Consider the following 25,969-nt stretch of genomic DNA (forward strand, 5'->3'; position numbering starts at 1 on the left):
TTATATATATATATATATGAAATGATGATATGAGAATTCCCGCTGCCAAATACTTGTTTCTCGCCCTGTCGCTGTGTGTGGCCTTGAGCTCGCTTGCCAAGAAAAAGCAAGCGATAGCTCCGAGCTATTCGTGGTCGATAAGCGACCCGTTGGGTTTGAGGTATCCTGCCGTTATCGACACCGCCTATGAAAACTACGGGTTGCGATTCATCCCCTCGCTGCGCAGCAAGGCCTGGTCTACCACAGGAAATTACGGCGCCCAGGGGCAGGACATGATATTTTTCAATCGTCCTGCCACGAGCGACTTCTTCTTTGAGGACGGCCTGGCCACTTGGCTCCCCTCGGTGGCTACTCAGCGATTTTTCAACACGCGCATTCCCATGACCGTGTTGGGGCACGCCACTGGCGGCAACAAGTATAGCAACCAGGACTGCACCCAAGTGCTCTTCAGCGGCAATGTCGACAAGCGCATCGAGGTGGGCGGCGCTGTCGACTACATCTACAGCAAGGGATCCTACGATTACCAGGCCGCAAAAAATTTCAGGTGGAGCGCTTTTGGATCCTATATAGGCGACCGCTACGAGATGCAGGCCTTCATAAACAGTTACAGCAGTTCCAACAAGGAGTCGGGCGGCATCACCAACGACCTCTATATCATCGACCCGGCACAGGTGCAGGGCGGTGAGAGCAAGGTCGATCCCAAAGATATACCCACACGGCTCACCGAGGCACAAAACAACCTCAATGGCACCGAGTTTTACATGAACCACCGCTACAAGGTGGGTTTCTACCGCTACGAGCGCGACTCGGTGACCGACACCATCAAGGGCAAGACCTATGTGCCTGTCACCAGCTTTATATGGACACTCGACTACAAGCACAACAAGCACAAGTTTATCAACGCCTCGGCCACGCAAGACACAGCCTATTTCGACCACACCTATCTGGGCTACGGCGGCACCCGTGAGAATCAACTCTACACCAAGTTGCGCAACACGGTGGGCATCTCGATGCTTGAGGGCTTCAACAAGTACGCCAAGTTTGGCTTTGCCGTCTATGCCACCCACGAGCTGCGGCGTTACACCCAGGTTACCGACAGCGTGACAGGCAGGGTGGCTGCCTGGCCCACGGCCGACTCGCTCACCGTGGCCTGCCCGCACAAGCACACCGAGAGCGACTTCACCATAGGCGGCCAGCTCACCAAGCAGCACGGCAGCATTCTCACCTACGGTGCCACTGCCGAGTTTGGCATTGCCGGCCCTCATGTGGGCGACATCGATGTCACGGGCGACGTGGCCACCCGTTTCAGGCTGCTCAAGGACACCGTCACTATCAAGGGATACGGATATTTCAAGAACAAAAAGGCGCCCTATCTGCTTGAGCACTTTGTGTCCAATCACTTTGCTTGGGACAACAACTTCGACAAGATCACCCGCTTGCGCCTGGGCGGTGTGCTCGATGTTCCTTTCTCGGGCAGCAATGTCGATGTGGGCTATGAGACGTTGAAAAACTACGTCTACTTCGGCAGCGACGGCACTCCGGCACAGTGTGGGTCGCCCATTCATGTGCTCAATGCAACCCTTAAGCAAAATTTCGCTTTCAAGGCGTTGCATTGGGAAAATGACCTCACCTTCCAGACGTCGAGCAACTCCCAAGTGTTGCCCTTGCCCAAGTTCTCGGTCTACAGCAACGTCTATGTCAAGTTCACCATAGCCAGGGTGCTCCATTGCCAGCTTGGCGTCGATGGCAACTACTACACCCGTTATTACGCACCAGCCTACAATCCTGCCACGATGACTTTCCACAACCAGAATGAGGTGAAGTGCGGCAATTTCGCCTTCATGAACGCCTATGCCAACTTCCGCATGAAACAGGCCCGCTTCTTTGTGATGTACAGCCATGTCAACAAGGGCATTTTTGGCGGCAACAACTACTTCAACACGCCCCACTATCCGTTGAATCCTGGCCGTTTCCAGCTCGGCGTGATTGTGGATTTCATCAATTAGCACGCAAGTTTTGACTTCTATGAATATGAAATCGTTTATAGGCATTGGTGTTTTTCTCGCGCTCCTGAGCTGTGCATCGTGCACGGCCGACAGGCACGACCGTGCAGCCCAGACCGGTCGCCCGGCCTCGAGCCCCACACGCGTTGTCACGGTCGGCGGCACTGTCACGTCGCAGGACTTCTGTAGCCAGCTCAAGCACGACGGCGCGCTCGACGCCGCCATCGACAAGCAGGGCTATGTCGTCTACACCATCGACTCCAAGATGGACCAGGTGAGGCCTGGCGATGCCGCCCGGCTGGCCAGGACGGTGCTCGACAAGGCCGAGGCCTCGGGTGTGAAGGTGGCGGGTTGCCGCGTGGTCGACGAGTTCACAGGGCAGGTCGTGGCCCAGTGCGCCCCATGACGGCAAGCAACTTTGTCCTGTGGTGCCACATTTTGGCACGAGTTTTGTTGCAGTGATGGTGGAAAATGAATAGCAATTTGTGGATAATTAATTAACCTGTAGCTTTTGTGATAGGGAAATAATTGTTATATTTGCAACGCAAAATTGTTTCGTTACGGCACGTTTGCTCAATATTTCGGGCAAGTGTTTGGTAACGACTGTGTTGCGTTTAATAAACATGACAACTACTCAGGCAGCTTTCAATATCATCTCGTCGCGTCGCGTTCCGTGCCGCGGTGTGGGGTGCATTGTGTCGAGAGGGGTGCATGTTGCGTGTGGGTCAAGGTCGCCACTTGGTGAGCTTGATTCATTTTTTTTGTTTTATAGAGAAATTTAAACAAGAATATAAATTAAATTTATGGTTTTAATCGGTATTCAAAGTACAACCTTGGCGGTTACTGCTGTGCTCACTGGCGCTGTGCTGGTGGCTGCGGCGCTAATCATCGCTTATCTCATCGCGCCTCGCTCCTATACCGAGCAGAAAGGCGAGCCCTATGAGTGCGGTATCCCGACCCGTGGCGACAACCAGGCCCAGTTTCATGTGGGCTATTACTTGTTTGCCATTCTGTTCCTCATGTTTGACGTCGAGACCGTGTTTTTGTTCCCCTGGGCAGTGATATGCAAGGAGCTCAAGAGCTCGGCACTGCTTGCAGTGGGCACTTTCTTAGTGATTTTAGTTTTAGGCCTGGCTTATGCCTGGAAGAAAGGAGCTTTGCGATGGAAATAAAGAGACCCAAGATCAAGAGTATGAAGTGGGACGACTTCAAGGACAACGAGTATATCGACCAGCTCTTGGAGGAGTTGAATGCTTCGGGTACCAATGTTGTGGTTGGCAAGTTCAACCAGTTGCTGCAGTGGGGACACGCCAACTCGCTGTGGCCCCTCTCGTTTGGCACCAGCTGCTGCGCTATCGAGTTTATGTGCCTGGGCGCAGCCCGCTACGATATGGCCCGTTTCGGCGCCGAGGTGGCGCGCAACTCACCGCGGCAGGCCGACTACATCATGTGCATGGGCACCATCACCTATCGCATGGCACCGGCCCTGGTGCGACTCTATGAGCAGATGGCCGAGCCCAAGTATGTGATCGCCTGCGGTGCCTGCACCGTCTCGGGCGGCCCGTTCAAAAACAGCTACTGCGTGGTGAAGGGCATCGACGAGATCATCCCTGTCGATATCTACATGCCTGGCTGCCCGCCGCGCCCCGAGGCCATGTTCTACGGCCTGATGCAGCTGCAGCGCAAGATCAAGATTTCACGCTGGTTTGGCGGAGATGCCCGCAAGGAGAAACGTGCCAAGTTCTTTGAAGCCAAGGCTGCCGAAGAGAAAGATGCCGCACTGCGCGCCGAAATGATGAAGGCAGCACAGCAGAGCAAGGCCCCTGTGCTCGACCTGTAGCGTGCAACCGATTTAACTGAATTGTTGAACTATCGTAGATATACACATTATTTTATATGGCAGATATACAAGAAAAAATTGCCAAGCTCTGTCCCGATGCTCAATTTGACACCACTGGCGAGTTGCTGCTGGTGACTGTGCCCGACGAGAAATGGCACGACCTGGCCAAGGCCTTGAAGGAGCAGCTGGGCTTCGACTATCTCAACGCCGTGGTGGGCGTCGACTGGAAGGACTCGCTGGGCTGCATGTATTACTTGACCAACACCGAGACGCAAGACATGCTTCACGTGAAGGTGGCCACCACCGACCGCGAGACCCCGCGCCTGCACACGGTGAGCGACCTGTGGGCCGTCGCCAATTTCCAGGAACGTGAGGTGTACGACTTCTTCGGCATCGAATTTATTAACCATCCCGATATGCGGCGTTTCTTCTTGCGCACCGACTGGGTGGGACACCCCCTGCGCAAGGACTATGACGCCGACGAGAAACTTAATCCTATAAGACTCAGTGCAGAGCCCAACGAGGACGACACCTATAGCCTTGTCGAAGACCAGCAAGGCAACGTGAACCGTGTAGAGAAGAAAGTGTTCGGCCCCGATGAGTATGTCATCAACATAGGCCCTCAGCACCCCTCGACCCACGGCGTGCTGCGCTATCGCACCTCGATCGACGGCGAGCTCGTGAAAAAAGTCGACGTTGTGTCGGGTTACATTCACCGTGGCATTGAGAAAATGAGCGAAAGCCTCACTTACCAGCAGTGCCTGCTCTACAGCGAGCGCATGGACTACATGGCGGCTCACATGAATCGCCACTGCCTGTGCCTGTGCATTGAGAAAGCTCTGGGCATCGAGGTGCCGCACCGCGCCGAGCTCATCCGCATGATGATGGACGAGCTCATGCGCCTGTCGAGCCACCTGCTCTCCTATGGCTGCTTAACCATGGACCAGGGCGCCACCACAGCATTTTTCTACCCCTTCCGCGAGCGTGAGCTCATCTACGACATCTTCGACAAGAACTGCGGTGCACGCATGTCGATGAGCTACGACACCATAGGCGGCGTCACGATGGACGTGCAACCCAACTTTGTGACCGATGTGCGCCATGCCTGCGACGTGATCGAGGCTCACATCCCCGAGTATCACAAGCTCTTCTCGGGCAACGTGATTGCCCTGGGCCGCATGAAGGGCACTGGTGTGCTCACCAAGGAGCAGGCCATCAACTATGCCGTGGGCGGACCCACCGGCCGTGCCAGCGGCTTCCACTGCGACGTGCGCAAGACGCATCCCTACTCGCTCTACAACGAGGTCGACTTCGACGAGGTCGTCTACAACAACGGCGACAGCTACGACCGCTACATGCTGCGTCTCAAGGAAATGGAGCAGAGCATCAAAATACTGCGCCAGTGCTGCGACATGATGGACAAGGAAGAGGGCAACGAGTATTGCGCCAAGGTGCCCAAGCTCATCAAGCTGCCCAAGGGACACTGGTACCAGCAGGTCGAGGCCAGTCGTGGCCCCATAGGTGTCTACATCGAGAGCGACGGCGACCCCAAGCCCTTCCAGAAGCCCTACCGCCTGCACTACCAGTCGCCTTGCTTCAACCTCATAGGCGTGGTCGACCTCACGTGCAAAGACAACCTGATTGCCGACCTCATCACCATCACAGCTTCGCTCGACTATGTGATTCCCGACATCGACCGGTAGCGTTTAACAAGTTTATTATCATAAAGAAAATTTATAGCAATATTAGGATATGTTTGACTTTAGTGTAGTCACAAAATGGTTCGACGACCTGCTCACCGTCACGTGCGGCCTGCCAGTATGGCTGTCGACCACAATCGAGTGTGTGCTCATCGCCGTCATCTTGCTGGCACTCTACTCGGTGTTCGCCATGATATATATCATGTATGAGCGTTGGGTGTGCGCCTGGATTCAGTGCCGCCGCGGCCCTATACGTGTGGGGCCCTGGGGATCGCTGCAAATCTTTGCCGACGTAATCAAGATTCTCACCAAGGAGGTCATCTCGTTGTGGGACAACGACAAGTTCCTGTTCTTCCTGGCTCCCTACTTCGTGATTATTGCCTCGATGACGACGTTTGCCTGCCTGCCGTGGGGCAATGGCCTGCAAATCATCGACATGAACATAGGCGTGTTCTTCATCATCGCTATGTCGTCGCTCGGGGTGATAGGCATCCTGCTTGCCGGATGGTCGAGCAACAGCAAGTACACACTGATAGGTGCCATGCGCAGCGGCGCGCAGATGGTGAGCTACGAGCTCTCGGTGGGCATCTCCATGCTCACTGTGGTGTGCCTTGCCGGCACCATGAGCATCACGGGCATATGCCAGGCTCAGGAGCATGGCTGGTTCATTTTCACCGGCCACATCCCAGCCATCATCGCTTTCCTCATCTACATCGTTGCAGCCAACGCCGAAAACAACCGTGGCCCCTTCGACCTTCCCGAGGCCGAGCACGAGCTCACCGCCGGCTACCACACTGAGTATTCGGGTATACACTACGGCTTGTTCTACCTGGCCGAGTACCTCAACCTCTTCACGGTGAGCGGCATTGCAGCTCTGCTTTTCCTGGGGGGCTGGATGCCTCTGCACATAGGCGGCTGGACGGCCTTCAACACCGTGATGGACTACATCCCCTCGCCCCTGTGGTTCCTGGGCAAGACCTTCTTCATGACCTTCGTCTTCATGTGGATACGCTGGTCGTTCCCGCGCGTGCGCATCGACCAGATGCTGGGCCTGGAGTGGCGCTACCTCATGCCCATTGGCCTTGTCAACCTCGTGGTCATGGCTGTGTGCGTGTCGATGGGGTGGCACTTTTAAAATGAACAATTATTTGTAAAACACATACTATAATTTATTTTCGTGATTATGGCAGATAGTTATGGAAAAATAACGCAAGTAATCGGACCTGTGGTCGACATTACTTTCGATGACGAAAGCCAAGTCCCCGACATCTACACCGCACTGTCGGTGACCCGTCAGGACGGCGCCGAGGTCATCCTTGAGGTCGAGCAGCACATCGGCGAGAATACCGTGAGATGTGTTGCCATGGACAGTACCGACGGATTGCAGCGTGGCATCAAGGTGAAAAACCTGGGCCAGCCTATATCTGTACCTACCGGCGAACAAGTGAAAGGCCGTCTGCTCAACGTGATAGGGCAACCTATCGATCACCTCAAGCCCCTCAAGGGCGGTGACCGTCGCCCCATTCACCAGCCAGCGCCGGCTTTTTCCGACTTGTCTATTTCGCAAGAGATTCTTTACACTGGCATCAAGGTTATCGACCTTATCGAGCCCTTCTCCAAGGGCGGCAAGATCGGCCTCTTCGGCGGTGCCGGTGTGGGCAAAACAGTGCTCATTCAGGAGCTCATCCACAACATTGCACACGGCCTGAACGGCTACTCGGTGTTTACCGGTGTGGGCGAGCGCACTCGCGAGGGCAACGACCTGCTGCGCGAGATGATCGAGAGCGGTGTCATCAAGTATGGCGACAAGTTCAAGGAGGACATGGCCAAGGGCAAGTGGAACCTCGACGAAGTCGACATGAAGGCTGTTGAAGACTCTCAGGTGACACTGGTCTTCGGCCAGATGAACGAGCCGCCAGGTGCACGCTTGCGCGTGGCGCTCTCGGGCCTCACCGTGGCCGAGCAGTTCCGCGACCAGGACGGCGGCGGCAAGGATATCCTGCTCTTCATGGACAACATCTTCCGCTTCACCCAGGCTGGTAGCGAGGTGTCGGCTCTGTTGGGCCGCATGCCATCGGCCGTGGGTTACCAGCCTACGCTGGCCTCTGAAATGGGTGCGCTGCAAGAGCGCATCACCTCAACCAAGAACGGGTCAATCACCTCGGTGCAGGCCGTGTATGTGCCTGCCGACGACTTGACCGACCCGGCTCCTGCCACCACTTTCAGCTTCCTCGACGCCACCACCGTGCTCAACCGCAAGATTACCGAGCTGGGCATTTACCCGGCTGTCGACCCGCTGGCCTCCACATCGCGCATTATGGACCCCAACATCATAGGCGAGGAACACTACAACACCGCACAGCGCGTGATACACCTGCTGCAGAAGTACCAGGAGTTGCAAGACATCATTGCCATCCTCGGTGTCGACGAGCTCAGCGACGACGACAAGCTCGTGGTTTCGCGTGCCCGCCGCGTGCAGCGCTTCCTCTCGCAGCCTTTCTTTGTGGCCGAGCAGTTCACTGGCGTGCCTGGCACCATGGTGCCGTTGAAGGAGACCATTCGTGGTTTCAAGATGATACTCGATGGCGAGGTCGACGACATGCCCGAGCAGGCCTTCCTCAACGTGGGTACCATCGACGAGGCCATCGCCAAGGGCAAGAAGATACTCGAGCAGATCAATGCCTGACGCGTATCTACCCCGTGTGCCTGGCAGGCAGCCTGCTGCTTGCCTTGAATAGTTGAATTTAATTTTACAAGTAACTCATAACATGACACTCAAAATTATATCGGCTGAAAAGATTGAGTTTGAAGGCACAGTCACCTCGGTGACGCTGCCGGGAGCGCTTGGCTTGTTCCAGGTGCTCAACAACCACGCTGCCCTCATCTCGTCGCTCAAGCCTGGCACGATGACCTATGTCGTCGACGGCGGCAAGAGCGAGACCCGCGAGATCGAAGGTGGGGTAGCTGATATCAAAGACAATGTGGTGTCGGTGTGTCTATATTGATAGAATAGTTATTATGAAGAAGGTTATTACAGCGGTTGTGGCTTGCGTGATACTTGCCCTCATGGCCCTGGGCTACTGGCAGGCTTCGCAGCGCGAGCACAACAACACCCACGAGATGCCCGATACCAAGGGGGTGATCTTCAACCACCTTGGCGACAGCTACTATTGGGACATTCCATTCTCTGAAGACTATTTTATTCCTCTTCCCTGCATCGTGCAAGACAAGAGCGGCGCTTGGCACTTGTTTTCTTCGGCACGCGTCCATGGCGGCAACACCTATGTTGCCCCCAATGGCGCCAAGTTCAAGATACAAGGTGACATCAACCAAGCTCATCACAACCGCCTCGTCGAGCTGGGTGCCGACAATGGAAAAGACTATAGACCGCTTGATCTCTCGTTTACCAAAGACGCTCTGGGCATCTTCATCGCAGCCCTGGTTGTGATGCTGCTCGTGTTCAACGTGCGCAACTGGTACAAGAAGCACGGCATGAAGGCTCCCCGCAAGGGCACGGCCTTTATTGAGGTGTGTGTCGACTTTGTCTACGGCGACACGATACGTCCCATCATGGGCAAGGAAGCTCCCAAGTATGCTCCCTATCTGCTCACCTGCTTTTTCTTCATCCTCACGATGAATCTGCTGGGACTGGTCGTGATATTCCCTGGCGGCGCCAACCTGACCGGCAACCTGGCCGTGACGCTGTTTCTGGCCCTGTGCACCTTCTTGGTCACCAATTTCACCGGTACCAAGGAATACTGGAAAGAGATCTTCTGGCCCGACGTGCCTGTGGCGCTCAAGTGCCCTGTGCCGCTCATGCCAGTGATCGAGCTTTTCGGCATCTTCACCAAGCCGTTGGCCCTGATGATTCGTCTCTTTGCCAATATGCTTGGCGGCCACATGGTGGTCATCGTCTTCACGATGCTCATCTTCATCTTCAGCGCAATGTTTGGCGTCATTGCCGGTGCAGGCACCACGGTGCTCTCGCTGGCCCTGTCGCTCTTCATGTTGCTTCTCGACACCCTGGTGAGCTTCATCCAAGCCTATGTGTTCACCATCCTTTCCACCATGTTCATCTCCATGGCGCATGTACATGAAGAAGAACCGCAAACCACAGTGAAATAACAACAAACGAAAATAAAACAATTAAAAATTTAGAATTATGTTAAGTATGATTTTAGCAGCAGCAGCCCTGGCAGTAATGGGAGCTGGTATTGGTGCAGGTATCGCAGCTATCGCAGCTGGTATCGGTATTGGTAGAATTGGTGGCTCGGCCATGGAAGCTATTGCCCGCCAACCTGAGTCGACTGGCGACATCCGTAGCAACATGATCGTGATTGCCGCTCTTATCGAGGGCGTTGCCTTCTTCGCCCTCATCGTCTGCATCCTTTGCATTTTCATGGGTTAATTTAATTGAGTCAGTTTTTATATGGAATTGTTTGTGCCTGAGTTTGGCCTGGTGTTCTGGATGTTTGTGGCATTCCTGTGCCTCTATTTCATCCTGGCAAAGTATGCATGGCCCTATGTCGTGAAGTCGATGGAAGAACGCGCCGACTTGATCGACAAAGGTGTGGCCTATGCTCAAGAGGCTAAAGCGCATCTTGACAATGCCAAGGCTGAGGCAGAACAGGTAATTGCCGAGGCTCGCAAACAACAGGCTGACATACTCCGCGATGCCGACAAGATGAAGTCTCAGATTATTGAAGAGGCTAAGGGTCAGGCTGCCGTGGAGGCTAAAAAAGTGACCGACGCTGCACAGGTTTCTATCGAGCAAGCTCGCAAGGAATCGGAGCAGCAGCTGCGCCAGGAAATCAGTGGCTATGCCCTGTCGATTGCCGAGCAGGTGATACGCAAGAACATGGCCGACGACAAAGCTCAGAAAGACCTGGTCGATAAATTGTTAAACGAGGTTGAGTCTAAAAACTAAGTAGATATTATGAACGACGGACTGATTCCCAATCGATATGCCAAGGCGCTCTTCAAGTTCGCCTCGCAAGAGGGCGTGCAGGCCAGCGTCTACGACGAGATGAAGCAGCTCGAGCAGAGCTATGCCGCCAATACGGCTCTCAAGACAGCTGTGAACAACCCCTTCATCGCTGTCGATGAGAAGGAAAAAGTGATTCTTACGGCTGCCGGCGCCAAGGCTGGCGGCGCGTTCGACCGTTTTTTGCTACTGGTGATTAAGAAGAACCGTGTTGACTTCCTGCGATTGATTGCACAGGCCTACATCAAATTGTACCGCCGCCAGTGCTCGATCGCCCACGTTGAGGTTGTCACAGCTGCCAAGCTGCCCGACAACGAAATCAACGGCATACTCGATGTCGTCAAGAAACACCTGGGCTCAAAGACGCTGGAGCAGTCTTTCAAGGTCGACAAGGACCTGATAGGCGGCTTCACCATCAACGTCGATGGGCAAGTGCTCGACGCATCGGTTAAGAATGAATTAAGCAAATTGCGTTTAAAACTCCTAAGTTAATTAAATAGTGAGATGATAAACCCAAGTGAAGTATCTGAAATACTGAAACAGGAACTCAGCGACGTTCAGCGCAAGGTCTCCTTCGAGGAGGTGGGCACTGTGCTCGACGTGGGCGACGGCGTGGCCCACGTCTACGGCCTCGACAATGTCGAAGCCAACGAGCTCGTTGAGTTTGAAAACGGTGTGACTGGCGTGGCCATGAACCTCGAGGAAAGCAACGTTGGCGTTATCCTGCTCGATAAGGTCAACTCGGTGTCGGAGGGCATGACCGTGAAGCGCATAGGCAGCATCGCCTCTATCCCCGTGGGTGAAGGCCTCATGGGACGCGTCATCAACGTCCTGGGCGAGCCCATCGACGGCAAGGGACCCATCGAGGGCGAACGCTTGCGCCTGCCTCTCGACCGCAAGGCCCCTGGCGTGATTTTCCGCCAGCCCGTCGAGCAGCCGCTGCAGACGGGCCTCAAGGCTATCGACTCGATGATCCCCATTGGCCGCGGCCAGCGTGAGCTCATCATTGGCGACCGCCAGATTGGCAAGACTGCCATTGCTCTCGATACGATTATCAATCAAAAGTCGGAATACGAAGCCGGCAAGCCGGTGTTCTGCATCTACGTGGCCATCGGCCAGAAGGCCTCGACTGTGGCCACACTGGTCAACTCGCTCATCCAGCACGGCGCCATGCCCTATACCTGCGTGATTGCCGCCAATGCCAGCGACTCGGCCGCCATGCGCTACTATGCGCCCTTTGCCGGCGCTGCCATCGGCGAGTTTTACCGCGACACGGGCCGCGACGCCCTGGTGGTGTACGACGACCTCTCCAAGCAGGCCGTGGCCTACCGCGAGATATCGCTCATCCTCAAGCGCCCTTCGGGCCGCGAGGCTTATCCTGGCGACATCTTCTACTTGCACAGCCGCTTGCTCGAGCGTGCTGCCAAGATCAACGACAGCCAGGAAGTGGCTGCACAGATGAACGACCTGCCTGCCGTGCTCAAAGACCGTGTCAAGGGCGGTGGCTCGCTCACGGCACTGCCCATCATCGAGACACAGGCTGGCGACGTCTCGGCCTATATCCCCACCAACGTGATCTCGATCACCGACGGTCAGATTTACCTTGAGAGCGCCTTGTTCAACAGCGGTGTGCGTCCGGCTGTGAACGTGGGTATCTCGGTGTCGCGTGTGGGCGGCAATGCGCAAATCAAGTGCATGAAGAAGGTGGCCGGTACGCTCAAGATAGCCCAGGCCCAGTACCGCGAGCTCGAGTCGTTCACCAAGTTTGGCGGCGACGTCGACCCCGTTACGGCCAAGACCATCGACACCGGCCGCAAGAATCAGCAGCTCCTCATCCAGCCCCAGTATCAGCCTTGGCCCGTCGAGGACCAGGTGGCTGTCATCTTCTGCGGCGTCAATGGCTTGCTGCAGAAGGTGCCCATCGACAAGGTGGCCGAGTTTGAGAAGCTATTCATCCAGTACTTGCACGCCAAGCATCAGGCCGATGTGCTCGATGTGCTCAAGAGCGGCAAGATCGACGACGCGGTCAAGGCCAAGCTCACTGCAGCCGCTGCCGAAATTGCAGGCAAGTATTCAGCTTAATGGTGAAATAACAGTTTAATTTATGTCAACATTACGAGAATTAAAAACTAGAATTGGCTCAGTGTCGTCGACCGAGAAGACAACCTCGGCCATGAAGATGATATCCAGTGCCAAGATGCACAAGTACACCGCGCAGGTGCAGCGCATGCTGCCTTATCGCAACATGGTGCAAAGCGTGCTCGGCCACTTGCTTGCAACCGATGGCGAGTTCTCGTCGCCGCTCATCACGACCCGTGAGGTGTCGAAGGTCGCTATTGTGGTCTTCGGGTCCGACGACGGCCTGTGCGGCGCCTACAACGTCAACATTCTCAAGTCGCTCATGTCGACCGTAAAGAAGGTGCGCGACGAGCTCGGCAATGATGTTGCCATAACCGTTATCCCCGTTGGCAAGAAAATTGTGAAAGCAGTGCAGCACGTCAAAGATGCAGGTTTTGCGGTCGAGACTGTCGACTACATCAACACCCGCAGCACCGTCGACCAGCTGCACGACTTCACCGCGATGCTGCTGCGCCGCTTCCTCGACAAGGAGTGCGACCGCGTGCTGCTGCAATACATGCACTTTGTGAGCACGAGCCGCCAGCGCCCGGCATGCGACCAAATGCTGCCGGTGAGCTACCAGGCACTGGAGCAGGCTGCCGACAAGCAGGCTGCCAACAGTCCTTGCCTTTTTGAACCCGATGCCAACAGCATCTTCAACAGCGTGCTGCCGCTCTACATACGCTCCATGATGCAGGAAGTCTTTACCGAGGCCTCGGCCTCGGAGCAAGCCACCCGCGTGATGGCCATGCAGACGGCCAGCGACAACGCCAAGGACCTGCTCGACGACCTCAATCTCGAGTACAACAAGTTGCGCCAGCAAAGCATCACCACCGAGCTGCTCGACATCATAGGCGGCCAGGTGGAGCGTTGACGCAGCCCGCGACCCATATTTTTCAAGAGAGGCGCTTCGTGCGAGAGTGCTATGCCTGCAAGGGCGCCTCTCTTTTAATTTTAAAAAACGGCATAGCGCGTATTAAAGACAAGATATAGACTTATACTTATGAGCATTAAGGAGTATTTCTCTTCTCTTTTTACAGGTTTTCACAGCCTGATTAAGGGTATGGAGGTCACAGGCAAGGAACTTGTGACACCTAAGGTTACCGAACAGTACCCCGAAAACAGGGCTACAAAGAAAATCCCCGAGAGATTTAGAGGTACGTTGGAATTTATCTACGACGACGAGGGCTATCACAAGTGCATCGCTTGCAAAACGTGTGAACGCAATTGCCCCAACGGCACCATTCAGGTCATTACCAAGATGGTAGACCTGCCCAATGGCAAAAAGAAAATGAAGCTCGACCGCTACATGTATGACCTGGGCAGCTGCACATTCTGCAACCTGTGTGTGCTCACGTGCCCGACGCATGCAATACGGTTCAGCAACGACTTTGAACAGTCGGTGTTCCAGCGCCAAGTTCTGCTCAAGCAGCTCAACTATCTTCCCGAGAAGGAGAAACCTGCCCCTGCTCCCAAGCCTGCAGCAGCCAGCACTGCTGCCCAACCGGCCCAGCCAGCCAGCCAGCCCAAGGCTGCGAGCGCTGCAGCTCCAGCCCCACAGGCCCCGCTACCGGCTTCGGGCGCCAAGGCTCCCGACAATAAAGTTGAAAATAATGAAAAATAACATATAATGGATTCAGTAGGAAATATCATTCTGTATTTCATAATTGCAATTGCAATTATCGTGTTCTCGGTACTGACAGTGACGACCAAGAAGATACTGCGCGCAGCCACCTACTTGCTCTTTGTGCTGCTCTCAACCGCAGTTGTCTACTTCCAGATGGACTTCCAGTTTCTGGGCGCGGTGCAGATCGCTGTCTATGCCGGTGGCATAGCAGTGCTGTTTGTGTTTGCCATCATGCTCACCCACAAGCCTGGCAAGAACGCCCAACCCGTGACCTCCCACAAGAGGACACTGGGCTTGTGTGCCGCCCTTCTGGGAGTGGCTGTGTGCGGCTATGCGCTCGTGAGCTACGGCAAGTTCTGCTACCAGACGCTCGTGCCTGCCGGCGAGGGCGACTACGACATGGCCACCCTGGGTCATGCCTTGCTCGACACCAACACCGTGGGCTATCTGCTGCCTTTCGAGGCAATTAGTGTTTTATTGCTTGCATGTATCATTGCCGGTGTAGTCATTGCACGTCGCCGCTAAAAAATCAAGAGGAGGAATATAAATTATGGATTTAACATTGCTCATGTATCTCGTTCCCAGCCTCGTGATGTTTGGCTGTGGCGTTTACGGGTTTATTACCCGCAAAAATATGATTGCAATCTTGATCTCGCTCGAGCTCATGCTCAACTCGGTCGATATCAACTTTGCCGTGTTTAATAGATATTTGTTCCCTGGCACGATCGACGGAATGTTTTTCGCCCTGTTTGCCATTGCCATCGCTGCGGCCGAGACTGCTGTGGCTCTTGCAATAGTAATCAACGTGTATCGCGTGGCCAAGAAGGTGGACATCAATCAAATCACTAAATTGAAATTTTAAAAAGTTATGTCTTTCGATTTATCTATACTCGTCTTGGCTATCCCGCTGTTCATGTTCCTGTTTTTGGGCATTGCGGGTGTGAAAATGGGCAAGAAGGCCACGGGCTGGATAGGCACAGCCTCGATGCTGGTCACCCTGGTCATCTGCTATGGCATAGCCCTGACCTATTTCTTCGGCACGCCGCTGGTCAACGGCGTGCATGCCACGATTATCCCCTACAATTGGGACTGGCTCAGTTTCTCAAGCAAGCTAGTGGCACGCCTGGGCGTGCTCATCGACCCCATCTCGGCCATGATGCTCGTCGTGGTGTCGACAGTTTCGTTTCTGGTGCACCTGTTCAGCATTGGCTACATGAGCGACGAGGCCGGCAAGCCCGAAAAGGGCTTCCAGCGCTACTACGCCTTCTTGCAGCTCTTCACGTTCTCTATGCTGGGTCTGGTGGTTTCGACCAATATTTTCCAGATGTTTATCTTCTTTGAGATGGTGGGCGTTTCGTCCTACTTGCTCATTGGCTTCTACTACACTTCGCCAGCAGCCATTCATGCCTCTAAGAAGGCTTTCATCGTCACCCGCTTGGCCGACCTCTTCTTCCTGCTGGGCGTGATTGTGATAAGCTACTACACAGGCACACTCGACTTCTTCAAAGACTCGAGCCACAATGTGGTGGCCAGCCTGCTCGACAATCCGCAGTCGACCATCGCTGCGTGCACGGGCTCCTTCATGGGTTGTTCGGCCATAGCCTGGTCGCTCACCATGATATTCATAGGCGGTGCCGGCAAGTCGGCCATGTACCCCCTGCACATTTGGCTGCCCGACGCCATGGAAGGCCCCACTCCTGTGTCGGCCCTGATACATGCCGCCACCATGGTTGTGGCAGGTGTGTTCCTGGTGGCGCGCATGTTCCCCGTCTATGTGCTTAATCCTGCCGTTATGAACACCATCCTTGTGGTGGGTGCCTTCACTGCATTCTATGCTGCTGCCGTGGCTTGCGTGCAGAGCGACATCAAGCGTGCCCTGGCCTTCTCCACAATATCGCAGATTGCCTACATGATGACTGCCCTGGCAGTGAGCACGAGCATGACAGGCGAGGGCTCGCTGGGCTACATGGCCAGCCAGTTCCACCTGTTCACTCACGCCATGTTCAAGGCTCTGCTCTTCTTGTGCGCAGGCTCAATCATTCACTGCATCGGCAGCAACGAGAACGACCAGATGCACGGCCTGCACAAGTACATGCCCATCACGAGCATCTGCTTCCTCATTGGCTGCCTGGCCATCTCGGGCATCCCGCCCTTTGCCGGCTTCTTCAGCAAGGACGAGATTATCGTGGCCTGCTTCCACAAGAATGTGGGCTGGGGCATCTGGATGATGCTTGTGGCTGGCATGACGGCCTTCTACATGTTCCGCACCTATTATCTCATCTTCTTCTGGAAAAAACATGACACGCCCGCTGGCAAGCATGCTCCCCACGACATGCCCTGGACCATGACCCTGCCGCTCATCATCTTGGCAGCTGTGTCGTGCGTGGCTGGTTTTGTGCCTGCCCACGACATGGTCACGGCCAACGGCGCTCCGCTCGAGACCCACACCGAGTGGCCCGTCGCTATAGCCAGCATCTGCGTGGCTGTGGTGGGCATAGGCCTGGCCACTGCCTTGTACTACAAGGAGAACAACGTGCCCACGCGCATGAAGAATGCTGCCCTGGGCCTCTGGACTGCCGCCTACCACCGCTTCTACATGGACGAGTTCTATCAGTTCATCACCCACAAGATTATCTTCCAAGCCATCTGCAAGCCCATTGCATGGTTTGACCGTCACATCATCGACGGCTTCATGAATCTGCTGGCCGACGGCACCAACTCTATCAGCTACTCGATACGCAAGTTGCAAGGCGGCGCCATCCAGTCCTATGTGTATGTTTACTTGATGGGTGCTCTCGCCATCGCAATTGTCACCATGCTGTGTGTGTTAATCTAAGCTACGGTACTGCTCAATTACAAAGATTATGATTTTTGATAATATACTGATTTATTTTGTTATCGTCCCCGTGCTCACACTCGGCGGACTGGCTCTGTGTCAAAACAAGGGCATCAAGGCCATTAGGACCGTTGCAGTGACGGGTGCCTCAGTGTTGATGGCGCTTGCCCTGTACCTGGTCTACTATTTCCTGCAGCAACGCGGCGCCGGCAACAATGCCGAGATGCTGCTCACGCAGTCGTGGACTTGGTATGCTCCACTTAATATCAAACTGGCCCTTGGCGTCGACGGCGTGTCGGTGGCCATGATTCTGCTCTCGGCTTTCATCGTGTTTGCCGGTGTGTTTGCCTCGTGGAAGATGGACCCGCTGCCACGTCAGTTCTTCATGTGGTTCTTCCTGCTCTCGACAGGTGTGTTCGGCTTCTTCATCTCGATCGACCTGTTCACTATGTTCATGTTCTATGAGGTGGCCCTCATCCCCATGTATCTGCTCATCGGCGTGTGGGGCTCGGGCAACAAGAACTACTCGGCTATGAAGCTCACGCTCATGCTCATGGGCGGGTCGGCATTTCTCATGTTGAGTATTCTGGGCATCTACTTCCACTCGAGCACCAATCCTGGCGCCCTCACGATGAATCTGCTTGAGGTAGCTCACAACAATGCCATTCCTCACAACTGGCAGCTCTTCCTCTTCCCGATGGCCTTTGTGGGCTTCGGCGTGCTTGGCGCCATGTTCCCCTTCCACACATGGTCGCCCGACGGCCATGCTTCGGCCCCCACAGCGGTGTCGATGCTCCATGCCGGCGTGCTCATGAAACTGGGAGGCTACGGCTGCTTCCGCATCGCCATCTTCTTGATGCCCTATGCCGCAGCGCAGCTGGGCTGGATATTTCTCACGCTCACGGGCATCAGCATCGTCTATGGCGCATTTAGCGCATGTGTGCAGACCGACCTCAAGTATATCAATGCCTATTCGTCGGTGAGCCACTGCGGCATGGTGCTCTTCGCCATCCTCATGTTCAACCAGACGGCCATGACGGGTGCCGTGCTGCAGATGCTCTCTCACGGCCTCATGACAGCGCTCTTCTTTGCCCTCATCGGTATGATTTACGGCCGCACCCACACGCGCGACATTCGCGACATGGGCGGCATGATGCACATCATGCCTTACCTGGGCGTGGGCTACATCATTGCCGGTCTTGCCTCGCTCGGCCTGCCAGGCTTGAGTGGCTTTGTGGCCGAGATGACGATATTCTTCGGTTCGTGGTTGAACAGCGACATCTTCCGTCGCGTCTTCACTGTCATTGCCACGACCTCGATTGTCATCACGGCTGTCTATATCCTGCGTGTCGTGGGCAAGCTGCTCTTCGGCCCTGTGCAGAACGAGGCTCACCGCAAGCTCACCGACGCCACCTGGTTTGAACGCCTGTCGACAGTGACATTGATGGTGGCTGTGGCCGCAATAGGATGCTTCCCCAACTTCTTTGTCAACATCATCAGCAACAGCTTCCTGCCTGTGGTGAATGCACTCAAGGATTATTTTCCTGTAGTGATGCAATAAAAGTGTTGAACCTGTAAAAATCGAACATAACATATAAAAATGGATTATTCTCAATTTTTAATGATGCCGCAAGAGATTGGCCTGCTGGTCGTCTTCTTGTTAGTGTTTCTCTACGACACTTTTATGCCCCAGAGCAGCCAGAGGTCGTTGCCAGCCTTCACAGCTGTCGTGTTTGGCATCTTCACTATATTCAGTTTCATCCCGGCGTCGACAGGCACTGCCTTTGCCGGCATGTTTGAGCAGTCGCAAGCCACATGGGCTATGAAGGCTATCCTCAACATAGGTGCCTTCCTGGTGATACTGCAAGCCATGAAATGGAGCAACAGCGACTTTATCGCAGTGCGCCGCGGCGAGTTCTACGAGCTCACGCTGCTCACGCTCTTTGGCATGTATATGATGGTGTCGGCGCGCAACTTCTTGCTCTTCTACATCGGTCTCGAGACCGCCTCGTTGCCCATTGCTGCGATGGCAGCCTTTGAGAAGAATCACTACGAGAGCCACGAGGCTGCGGCCAAGTATATTTTCACCGCCATTTTCTCGTCGGCAATCCTGTTGCTGGGCATCTCTTTTGTCTACGGAATGACGGGTTCGCTCATGTACAGCCAAGTGGCACAGAGCTTCATCCTGGGCAAGGCTGCCCACTCGGCTCTGCTCATCACAGCGCTGGCATTTGTCATCGCAGGTGTGGGTTTCAAGCTCTCGCTGGTGCCGTTCCACCTGTGGACTGCCGATGTGTATGAGGGCGCTCCCACGGCTGTGACCAGCTACCTGAGCGTGGTGTCGAAGGGTGCTGCGGCATTTGCCTTCCTCATCATCCTGGTTCAGGCTTTCGGCGCCGTCTATGCCGACGTGTGGAAGTGGATGCTCTATGCAGTGATTGTGCTCACGATCACCATAGGCAACTTGTTTGCTGTGCGCCAGCGCAACATCAAGCGCTTCCTCGCATTCTCGTCGATATCGCAGGCAGGCTACATCGTGCTTGGCGTGATTGCTGCCAACACCCTGGGCATGGCCTCGATGATGTATTATGTGCTGGTCTACATCCTGAGCAACCTGGCCGCCTTCGGCGTTGCCAGTGTGATCGAGCGCAACACGGGCAAACTCACGATCGACGACTACAACGGCCTGTTCAACACCAATCCCTGGCTCTCGTTCACGATGATGCTGGCCATGTTCTCGCTGGGCGGCATCCCGCCGTTTGCGGGTTTCTTCAGCAAGTTCTTCGTGTTTGCAGGCACCTTGCACAATGCAACCGACTACTCGCTCTACATCTTGGTGCTCATTGCATTGATCAACACCATCATCTCGCTCTACTACTACCTGCTTGTGGTCAAGGCCATGTTTATCCGTCAGGATGAGTGTGTGATACCACGAGTCAAGTCGGCGTGGAACGAGAAGTTGATGCTCATCATTTGCGGCCTTGGCATCGTGCTGGTGGGTCTTGCAAGCTGCATCTACACAAGTCTCACTTCGATAACTGAGGCTTCGGGCACGATATTCAGTTTGATTTGACTCAACAACTCATAACTATTCCCAAATGGGTGGCGACGCACTGCAGTCTCCACCCATTTGATTTTTATTCGATTTGATTTCAGCCACTTTTTTTTCAAAATCTGTGCAAAATTGCTATCTTTACACATTAAACCTTCAATTCACTATTTATAAATGCACAATTTCACTCGTTCAATATCCAGGTCACTGAGCGCAATGCTCCTCGTGCTGGCAATGGCTGTCGAGGCCGGCGCTGCAAGTGACAATTTCACACAGTATGTCAATCCCATGATAGGGGCGGGCGGCCACGGCCATGTGTTTGTGGGTGCCAACGTGCCCTTCGGCCTGGTTCAGCTTGGGCCCACCGAGTTCAGCAAGGGCTGGGACTGGTGCTCGGGCTACCACTATAGCGACGACCACCTCATAGGCTTCAGCCACACCCACCTGAGCGGCACTGGCTGCACCGACCTGTGCGATGTCACGCTCATGCCCATGCTCGCTCCCGACACTGCCCTGCGCTCGGTGCGATTCAGCCATGCCGACGAGACGGTGAAGCCGGGCTACTACAGTGTGCAGCTGCGCAATCCCAATGTAAAAGTTGAGCTGTCGGCCAGTGAGCGCACGGGTATACACCGCTACACCTTTGCGCCAGGCACCAGCGAGGCCTATCTGCTCATCGACACGCGCAACGGCATAGGCGGCTACGAGACAGTACACGATTGCGATTTCCTGCCCATTCTGGGCAAGGGTGAAACCAAGACCCGGCACCTGCAGGGCTTCCGCTACATGAGCGGCTTCGGCGACAATCGCTATATGTTCTTCGACATGGAGCTGTCACAACCCGTCACTGTTGTGAGCCAGCCCCAAAAGGGCATCGCCATCGTCAAGCTCGACGACCCCTCGCAACCCTTGGTTGTGAAAGTGGGCCTCTCGGGCGTGAGCTGCGACAACGCCCGCGACAACGCCCGTGCCGAGATGCCTGGATGGGATCTCGACGAGGTGGCTGCACAGGCCGATGCCAAGTGGAACATGGAGTTGGGACGGGTCAAGGCCACCTCTTCCGTCCCCACGGTGATGCGCATCTTCTACACTGCCATGTATCACAGCATGGTAGCTCCATCGATATTCAGCGATGTCAACGGCGACTATCGCGGTGCCGATGCCTGCGTGCATCACGCTGCAACGGCCAACTACGGCACGTTCTCGCTTTGGGACACCTATCGCGCACAGCACCCGCTCATGACCCTCATTCACACCGACAAGCTGAATGACATTGCCCACACCTTTGTCAACATCTTTCGCGAGCAGGGCAAGCTCCCCATTTGGCACCTGCTGGGATGTGAGACCAACTGCATGGTGGGCAGCTCGGCTGTGCCCGTGCTGGGCGACCTTGTGCTCAAAGGCTTCGTCGATGACAAAGAGGCTGCCTATGAGGCCATGAAGCAGTCGATGCTCTACAAAGACCGCTTGTTGCCCCTGCTCAAGCAATATGGCTACATCCCCTACGACAAGGCCGACGAGAGCGAGACTGTGGCCAAGGCGCTGGAATACTGTATCGACGACGATGCAGTGGCCAGAGTGGCTCGCAAGCTGGGCAAGACCGACGACTACAACTACTTCTTCAAGCGCAGTCGCAGCTATGCCAAGTATTTTGACCGCTCTACGGGCTTCATGCGTGCCATTGGCACCGATGGAAAATTCCGCACCCCGTTTGATGCCTTTGCCATCCCCGAGGGCGACAAGGACTACACCGAGGGCAATGCCTGGCAATACATTTGGCTGGTTCCCCACGATGTGCACGGCCTTGTGAGCCTGTTTCCCAGCGAGAAGGCCTTCACGGCCAAGCTCGACTCGCTCTTTGTGGTTAAGGGCGATGTCAAGAGCGAGATACCCGATGTGACGGGACTCATCGGCCAGTATGCCCACGGCAACGAGCCCTCGCACCACATCATCTACCTGTACAACTATGTGGGGCAGCCCTACAAGGCTGCGCCCCTGCTGCGCAAGGTCATGCGCGAGATGTACAAGGATGATATCAACGACGGCCTGTGTGGCAACGAAGATGTGGGCCAGATGTCGGCTTGGTACATCCTCTCGGCCATGGGCCTGTACCAGGTGGAACCTGCCGGCGGCAAGTATGTGTTTGGCTCTCCCGTGCTCGATTCGGCCACACTCACGGTAAAAGACGGCCGCCAGTTCACAATTACGGCGCTCAACAACAGCACGCGCAACATCTACATCCAAAGTGTGAAACTCAACGGGAAAAAGTACGACAAGTCCTATATCACCTTCGGCGATATTGCCCGGGGAGGCACTTTGGAGTTTGTCATGGGACCGAAGCCATCGAAGTTTGGCACCAGCAAAAACTCACGTCCATAATGAAAAAAGCACTCATCACCGTTGTGCTGGCAGCAGTGCTCTGGCTGCCAGCCGGGGCTCTCGACAAGCGCTACACCACTGTTGTCCCCGACAATGCAGCTGTCTATGTGTCGAAGCGTCCCGCGCCTGGAAAGCGTCTCTTCAGCTCGCCAGCCATAGAGAAGAAAATTGCCGAGGTGCAGCATTTGCTCAAGTCAAATCCCAAACTGGCCTGGATGTTTGGCAACTGTTTTCCCAACACACTCGACACCACAGTGCACTATGGCATTGTCGACGGCGACGACGACACCTTTGTCTACACGGGCGATATCCATGCCATGTGGCTGCGCGACTCGGGTGCCCAGGTGTGGCCCTATCTGCGCTTTGTCAATCAGGATCCCAAGCTTAGGCGCCTCATTCGCGGCGTGATTTTGCGCCAGTTCAAGTGCCTGAACATCGACCCCTATGCCAATGCCTTCAATTTCGGCCCCTCAGGCAGCCCGTGGGCCGGCGACAACACCGACATGAAGCCCGAGCTGCATGAGCGCAAGTATGAAATCGACAGCGACTGCTATCCCATAAGGTTGGCCTATGCCTACTGGAAAGAAACTGGCGACAGTTCCATTTTCGGATCGACGTGGCTCAAGGCCATCGACAAGGTGCTCACCGTCTTCAAGCAGCAGCAGCGCAAGGATGGCCTGGGTCCCTATCACTTCACCCGCGAGTGCGACACGCCCTTCGACTCCCAAAGCTGGGGTGGCTATGGCGCGCCAGTCAACCCTGTTGGCCTCATTTGCTCAGAGTTCCGCCCGTCTGACGACGCCACCATTTTGCCCTTCTTGGTTCCGTCCAATTTCATGGCAGTGTCGTCGTTGCGCAAGGCGGCAACCATTCTCGCCGAGGTCAACCACAATGCTGCCCTCTCCAGCCAGTGCACAGCCCTGGCCGACGAGGTGGCCACGGCCCTGCAGCGCTATGCCGTGGTCGACCATCCCAAGTATGGCAAGATCTATGCCTATGAGGTCGACGGCTATGGCAGTCGCATGCTCATGGACGATGCCAATGTGCCCAGCCTGCTGGCCATGGCCTATCTGGGCGACGTGCCGGCCAGCGACCCGGTGTATCAGAACACACGCCGCTTCGTGCTCAGCCCCGATAATCCTTGCTTCTTCAAGGGAAAGGCGGGCGAGGGCATCGGCGGCCCGCATGTGGGCCGCGACATGATTTGGCCCATGAGCATCATGATGCGTGCCTTCACCTCAACTTCCGACAGCGAGATACGTGATTGCATTGCCATGCTGCTCAACACCGATGCCGGTACGGGATTTATGCACGAGTCGTTCTACAAGGACGACGCCTCACGCTACACCCGCCCGTGGTTTGCATGGCAAAACACGCTCTTTGGCGAGCTCATTCTGAAACTTATCGACGACGGCAAGGTGCAGCTTCTGCTCGATGCCAAGTAAAGAAAAAGATAAATCAGTAAAATTGTACTACATCATCAATCCAGAGTTTTCGGCCCTCACGAGCTTTGTTCACACCTTGCCCGCTGGCGACTATCGCGTGGAGCACACCTATTGCAACCACCGCAATGTGGTAGAGCTCATTGCAGCTCCCGACGGGCGGCAGTATGTGCTCAAGCGGTTCAAGCGCCCCAGCCTTGTCAACCAGCTTGTGTATGGCGTCATTCGCAAGGACAAGGCGCGGCGTGCCTACGACAATGCCTTCATGCTTCTCGACAACGGTATCGACACGCCACGCCCTGTGGCTTGCTTCGGCTGCCGCAGGCACTTGCTTTACGACACGGGGTGGTACTTGAGCCAGTACATGCCCCGTCCCACGATAGTACAGGTATATCGCAACCTCCCCGACGATGCCCGCTATGGGCTGATGACACAATTTTTCCAGTTCACCCTCGCTCTTTACCGCAAGCACATCATCGACAAGGACTACAATGGCGGCAACATCCTTGTAGAGCAGGTGGGGCGGGAGTTTCACTTTGCCTTGGTCGACATCAACCGCATGCGCCGTGGCACGCCCTCGTTGCGCGACGAGATGCGCGCCATGAGCCAGATGAGCCCCACGGCCGAACTCATCGACAGATGGCTGCCGCTCTATGCCCGCTTGCGTGGTGCCGATGCAGCCCAGTTGCGGTGTCTGCTTGATGCGGCCGACCGCCACATCGTCCGCAAGCAAGCCTTCAAGCGACGGCTGCGCGACCTGCTGGGCAAGAAGCACTGAGCAGCTGCCTGCACAACGGCACGCCTGCCTGCCCTGTGAAGCAGACGGGTAAAAACAACAAATGCCGTCATAATCATTGAAGATTACAACGGCTGTGTTGTTTTTTGAAAGAACAAGTGCCCTTGGGCTTACTTGTACACGCTGTCGCTCACGCTCAAGCTGTAACGACCCTTGGCGCGACGGCGAGCCAATACCTTGCGGCCATCGGCAGTAGCCATGCGGTGGCGGAAACCGTGCTTGTTAGCTTTCTTTCTGTTTGATGGTTGGAATGTACGTTTCATCTTTATTTCTTTTAATTATTTTCTGTTTTCTGCAATAGCGAGTGCAAAATTACTGACTTTTTTGAAATTAAACAAGCCACAGGGCATTTTTAGGCACACATTTTTGCAAATTTTCTCCATTTAAAGTAATTTTGCACTCGCTTATGATTGGGAACTCAATTAATTACAATATATAAAATAGACAATTAAATTTTATGATTAACGCTCAAGACATTAAAATCGGAACATGCATCCGTATGGACAACCAGCTTTATTTCTGCATCGATTTCCTGCACGTGAAGCCTGGCAAGGGTAACACTTTCATGCGCACCAAGCTGAAAAACGTTGTCGACGGTCGTGTCCTGGAGCGCCGCTTCAACATCGGCGAGAAACTTGAGGACGTCCGCGTTGAGCGCCGCCCCTATCAGTATCTCTACATGGATGGCAACGATGCTATTTTCATGAACCAGGAGACCTACGACCAGATCCCTATCTCCAAGGCACTCGTCAACGGCGGTGACTATATGAAGGAAGGCGATGTGGTCGAGGTTGTGACCGATGCCAGCAACGAGCAGGTGCTCTATGCCGACATGCCCATCAAGACTGTGCTCGAAATCACCTATACCGAGCCTGGTATCAAGGGCGACACGGCTACCAACACGCTCAAGCCCGCAACGCTCGAGACCGGTGCCGAGATACGCGTGCCCCTGTTTATCAATGTGGGCGAGAAGATCGAGGTCGACACCCGCGACGGCAGCTATGTGGGCCGCGTGCGCTGATTTTCGGTCTCGTTTCCCAGCAATATCATCACATTACGGCATCACCTGTCGACAGGTGGTGCTGTTTTTTTTCCCATGCTCTGTGCCACTTGCCTGTGTTGCGTGCCGGCATTACAGCCAGGCTGGTGACAGAAAGGCTAAATTTATCAACAAGATATCATCCCGCCGTGT

The 25,969-nt window shown here is 55.0% G+C and carries 25 protein-coding genes; 24 read left to right on the plus strand and 1 reads right to left on the minus strand.

Annotation, left to right across the window (positions count from 1 at the left end; genetic code table 11):
- Positions 1-29 precede the first annotated feature (29 nt).
- The 23 genes from GF423_RS11220 to GF423_RS11330 all read left to right on the plus strand — a co-directional run bounded on the left by GF423_RS11220 (position 30) and on the right by GF423_RS11330 (position 24,759).
- Complete coding sequence (locus GF423_RS11220; RefSeq protein ID WP_154328440.1) at positions 30-2,006, plus strand: putative porin; 1,977 nt, start codon at positions 30-32, stop codon at positions 2,004-2,006.
- Between the two features lie 25 nt (positions 2,007-2,031).
- Entirely contained in the window at positions 2,032-2,409 is a 378-nt protein-coding gene (locus GF423_RS11225; protein WP_154328441.1) for a hypothetical protein, read from the plus strand.
- A gap of 397 nt (positions 2,410-2,806) precedes the next feature.
- Positions 2,807-3,175, plus strand: coding sequence for an NADH-quinone oxidoreductase subunit A (locus GF423_RS11230; protein WP_154328442.1), 369 nt, complete (start codon positions 2,807-2,809; stop codon positions 3,173-3,175).
- Positions 3,166-3,843 (plus strand): NADH-quinone oxidoreductase subunit B, encoded by a 678-nt coding sequence (locus tag GF423_RS11235; protein WP_154328443.1) that lies wholly within the window; start codon positions 3,166-3,168, stop codon positions 3,841-3,843. The genes GF423_RS11230 and GF423_RS11235 overlap by 10 nt, the downstream gene beginning before the upstream one ends.
- A gap of 56 nt (positions 3,844-3,899) precedes the next feature.
- On the plus strand, positions 3,900-5,546 hold the full coding sequence (locus GF423_RS11240; RefSeq protein ID WP_154328444.1) for an NADH-quinone oxidoreductase subunit D: 1,647 nt from the start codon (positions 3,900-3,902) through the stop codon (positions 5,544-5,546).
- 49 nt (positions 5,547-5,595) lie between these two features.
- Complete coding sequence (gene nuoH, locus GF423_RS11245) at positions 5,596-6,678, plus strand: NADH-quinone oxidoreductase subunit NuoH (protein ID WP_154328445.1); 1,083 nt, start codon at positions 5,596-5,598, stop codon at positions 6,676-6,678.
- Positions 6,679-6,726: 48 nt separating this feature from the next.
- A complete protein-coding gene (atpD, locus tag GF423_RS11250; protein WP_154328446.1) occupies positions 6,727-8,229 on the plus strand; it encodes a F0F1 ATP synthase subunit beta in 1,503 nt (500 codons plus the stop codon).
- Positions 8,230-8,311: 82 nt separating this feature from the next.
- Entirely contained in the window at positions 8,312-8,548 is a 237-nt protein-coding gene (locus GF423_RS11255) for a F0F1 ATP synthase subunit delta/epsilon (protein ID WP_154328447.1), read from the plus strand.
- A gap of 13 nt (positions 8,549-8,561) precedes the next feature.
- Positions 8,562-9,668 carry a F0F1 ATP synthase subunit A gene (gene atpB, locus GF423_RS11260; protein WP_154328448.1) on the plus strand — a complete coding sequence of 369 codons (1,107 nt, stop codon included), beginning with the start codon at positions 8,562-8,564 and terminating at the stop codon, positions 9,666-9,668.
- 37 nt (positions 9,669-9,705) lie between these two features.
- A complete protein-coding gene (gene atpE / locus GF423_RS11265) occupies positions 9,706-9,951 on the plus strand; it encodes an ATP synthase F0 subunit C (protein WP_154328449.1) in 246 nt (81 codons plus the stop codon).
- 21 nt (positions 9,952-9,972) lie between these two features.
- Complete coding sequence (atpF, locus tag GF423_RS11270; RefSeq protein WP_154328450.1) at positions 9,973-10,470, plus strand: F0F1 ATP synthase subunit B; 498 nt, start codon at positions 9,973-9,975, stop codon at positions 10,468-10,470.
- A 9-nt stretch (positions 10,471-10,479) separates the two neighbouring features.
- Positions 10,480-11,019, plus strand: coding sequence for an ATP synthase F1 subunit delta (atpH, locus tag GF423_RS11275; protein WP_154328451.1), 540 nt, complete (start codon positions 10,480-10,482; stop codon positions 11,017-11,019).
- 12 nt (positions 11,020-11,031) lie between these two features.
- Positions 11,032-12,609 (plus strand): F0F1 ATP synthase subunit alpha, encoded by a 1,578-nt coding sequence (gene atpA, locus GF423_RS11280; RefSeq protein ID WP_154328452.1) that lies wholly within the window; start codon positions 11,032-11,034, stop codon positions 12,607-12,609.
- A gap of 22 nt (positions 12,610-12,631) precedes the next feature.
- A complete protein-coding gene (atpG, locus tag GF423_RS11285; protein ID WP_154328453.1) occupies positions 12,632-13,519 on the plus strand; it encodes an ATP synthase F1 subunit gamma in 888 nt (295 codons plus the stop codon).
- Between the two features lie 129 nt (positions 13,520-13,648).
- On the plus strand, positions 13,649-14,269 hold the full coding sequence (locus GF423_RS11290; RefSeq protein WP_154328454.1) for a 4Fe-4S binding protein: 621 nt from the start codon (positions 13,649-13,651) through the stop codon (positions 14,267-14,269).
- 6 nt (positions 14,270-14,275) lie between these two features.
- A complete protein-coding gene (locus GF423_RS11295; RefSeq protein WP_154328455.1) occupies positions 14,276-14,797 on the plus strand; it encodes an NADH-quinone oxidoreductase subunit J family protein in 522 nt (173 codons plus the stop codon).
- A gap of 43 nt (positions 14,798-14,840) precedes the next feature.
- Positions 14,841-15,134, plus strand: coding sequence for an NADH-quinone oxidoreductase subunit NuoK (nuoK, locus tag GF423_RS11300; protein ID WP_394367037.1), 294 nt, complete (start codon positions 14,841-14,843; stop codon positions 15,132-15,134).
- A gap of 6 nt (positions 15,135-15,140) precedes the next feature.
- A complete protein-coding gene (gene nuoL / locus GF423_RS11305) occupies positions 15,141-17,108 on the plus strand; it encodes an NADH-quinone oxidoreductase subunit L (protein ID WP_154328457.1) in 1,968 nt (655 codons plus the stop codon).
- Between the two features lie 28 nt (positions 17,109-17,136).
- A complete protein-coding gene (locus GF423_RS11310) occupies positions 17,137-18,669 on the plus strand; it encodes a complex I subunit 4 family protein (RefSeq protein ID WP_154328458.1) in 1,533 nt (510 codons plus the stop codon).
- A gap of 39 nt (positions 18,670-18,708) precedes the next feature.
- On the plus strand, positions 18,709-20,181 hold the full coding sequence (locus GF423_RS11315) for an NADH-quinone oxidoreductase subunit N (protein WP_154328459.1): 1,473 nt from the start codon (positions 18,709-18,711) through the stop codon (positions 20,179-20,181).
- A 195-nt stretch (positions 20,182-20,376) separates the two neighbouring features.
- Positions 20,377-22,539, plus strand: coding sequence for a GH92 family glycosyl hydrolase (locus tag GF423_RS11320; protein ID WP_235911738.1), 2,163 nt, complete (start codon positions 20,377-20,379; stop codon positions 22,537-22,539).
- Positions 22,539-23,984: a glycoside hydrolase family 125 protein gene (locus GF423_RS11325; protein WP_154328461.1), complete on the plus strand. Its 1,446-nt coding sequence runs from the start codon at positions 22,539-22,541 to the stop codon at positions 23,982-23,984. Before GF423_RS11320 ends, GF423_RS11325 begins: the two co-directional genes overlap by 1 nt.
- Positions 23,974-24,759, plus strand: coding sequence for a hypothetical protein (locus GF423_RS11330; protein ID WP_154328462.1), 786 nt, complete (start codon positions 23,974-23,976; stop codon positions 24,757-24,759). The genes GF423_RS11325 and GF423_RS11330 overlap by 11 nt, the downstream gene beginning before the upstream one ends.
- 128 nt (positions 24,760-24,887) lie before the next feature.
- Here the strand turns inward: GF423_RS11330 and rpmH are convergent, their stop codons facing one another.
- Positions 24,888-25,040 (minus strand): 50S ribosomal protein L34, encoded by a 153-nt coding sequence (gene rpmH / locus GF423_RS11335; RefSeq protein ID WP_154328463.1) that lies wholly within the window; start codon positions 25,038-25,040, stop codon positions 24,888-24,890.
- 194 nt (positions 25,041-25,234) lie between these two features.
- Between rpmH and efp the strand changes: the two genes are divergently transcribed.
- Entirely contained in the window at positions 25,235-25,798 is a 564-nt protein-coding gene (gene efp / locus GF423_RS11340) for an elongation factor P (RefSeq protein WP_154328464.1), read from the plus strand.
- The last annotated feature ends 171 nt before the right edge of the window (positions 25,799-25,969 follow it).

The organism is Sodaliphilus pleomorphus (assembly GCF_009676955.1).
In the GTDB taxonomy this organism is placed as follows: Bacteria; Bacteroidota; Bacteroidia; order Bacteroidales; family Muribaculaceae; genus Sodaliphilus; species Sodaliphilus pleomorphus.

Bases quoted from the DNA above. Each gene is read 5' to 3' on its own strand.
- GF423_RS11220 (WP_154328440.1), top strand. From the start codon at position 30: ATGAGAATTCCCGCTGCCAAATACTTGTTTCTCGCCCTGTCGCTGTGT.
- GF423_RS11240 (WP_154328444.1), top strand. From the start codon at position 3,900: ATGGCAGATATACAAGAAAAAATTGCCAAGCTCTGTCCCGATGCTCAA.
- GF423_RS11235 (WP_154328443.1), top strand. From the start codon at position 3,166: ATGGAAATAAAGAGACCCAAGATCAAGAGTATGAAGTGGGACGACTTC.
- GF423_RS11310 (WP_154328458.1), top strand. From the start codon at position 17,137: ATGATTTTTGATAATATACTGATTTATTTTGTTATCGTCCCCGTGCTC.
- GF423_RS11230 (WP_154328442.1), top strand. From the start codon at position 2,807: ATGGTTTTAATCGGTATTCAAAGTACAACCTTGGCGGTTACTGCTGTG.
- GF423_RS11295 (WP_154328455.1), top strand. From the start codon at position 14,276: ATGGATTCAGTAGGAAATATCATTCTGTATTTCATAATTGCAATTGCA.
- nuoL (WP_154328457.1), top strand. From the start codon at position 15,141: ATGTCTTTCGATTTATCTATACTCGTCTTGGCTATCCCGCTGTTCATG.
- atpB (WP_154328448.1), top strand. From the start codon at position 8,562: ATGAAGAAGGTTATTACAGCGGTTGTGGCTTGCGTGATACTTGCCCTC.
- GF423_RS11315 (WP_154328459.1), top strand. From the start codon at position 18,709: ATGGATTATTCTCAATTTTTAATGATGCCGCAAGAGATTGGCCTGCTG.
- atpF (WP_154328450.1), top strand. From the start codon at position 9,973: ATGGAATTGTTTGTGCCTGAGTTTGGCCTGGTGTTCTGGATGTTTGTG.
- atpE (WP_154328449.1), top strand. From the start codon at position 9,706: ATGTTAAGTATGATTTTAGCAGCAGCAGCCCTGGCAGTAATGGGAGCT.
- GF423_RS11330 (WP_154328462.1), top strand. From the start codon at position 23,974: ATGCCAAGTAAAGAAAAAGATAAATCAGTAAAATTGTACTACATCATC.
- atpG (WP_154328453.1), top strand. From the start codon at position 12,632: ATGTCAACATTACGAGAATTAAAAACTAGAATTGGCTCAGTGTCGTCG.
- atpD (WP_154328446.1), top strand. From the start codon at position 6,727: ATGGCAGATAGTTATGGAAAAATAACGCAAGTAATCGGACCTGTGGTC.
- GF423_RS11320 (WP_235911738.1), top strand. From the start codon at position 20,377: ATGCTCCTCGTGCTGGCAATGGCTGTCGAGGCCGGCGCTGCAAGTGAC.
- atpH (WP_154328451.1), top strand. From the start codon at position 10,480: ATGAACGACGGACTGATTCCCAATCGATATGCCAAGGCGCTCTTCAAG.
- atpA (WP_154328452.1), top strand. From the start codon at position 11,032: ATGATAAACCCAAGTGAAGTATCTGAAATACTGAAACAGGAACTCAGC.
- rpmH (WP_154328463.1), bottom strand. From the start codon at position 25,040: ATGAAACGTACATTCCAACCATCAAACAGAAAGAAAGCTAACAAGCAC.
- nuoK (WP_394367037.1), top strand. From the start codon at position 14,841: ATGTATCTCGTTCCCAGCCTCGTGATGTTTGGCTGTGGCGTTTACGGG.
- nuoH (WP_154328445.1), top strand. From the start codon at position 5,596: ATGTTTGACTTTAGTGTAGTCACAAAATGGTTCGACGACCTGCTCACC.
- GF423_RS11290 (WP_154328454.1), top strand. From the start codon at position 13,649: ATGAGCATTAAGGAGTATTTCTCTTCTCTTTTTACAGGTTTTCACAGC.
- GF423_RS11255 (WP_154328447.1), top strand. From the start codon at position 8,312: ATGACACTCAAAATTATATCGGCTGAAAAGATTGAGTTTGAAGGCACA.
- efp (WP_154328464.1), top strand. From the start codon at position 25,235: ATGATTAACGCTCAAGACATTAAAATCGGAACATGCATCCGTATGGAC.
- GF423_RS11225 (WP_154328441.1), top strand. From the start codon at position 2,032: ATGAAATCGTTTATAGGCATTGGTGTTTTTCTCGCGCTCCTGAGCTGT.
- GF423_RS11325 (WP_154328461.1), top strand. From the start codon at position 22,539: ATGAAAAAAGCACTCATCACCGTTGTGCTGGCAGCAGTGCTCTGGCTG.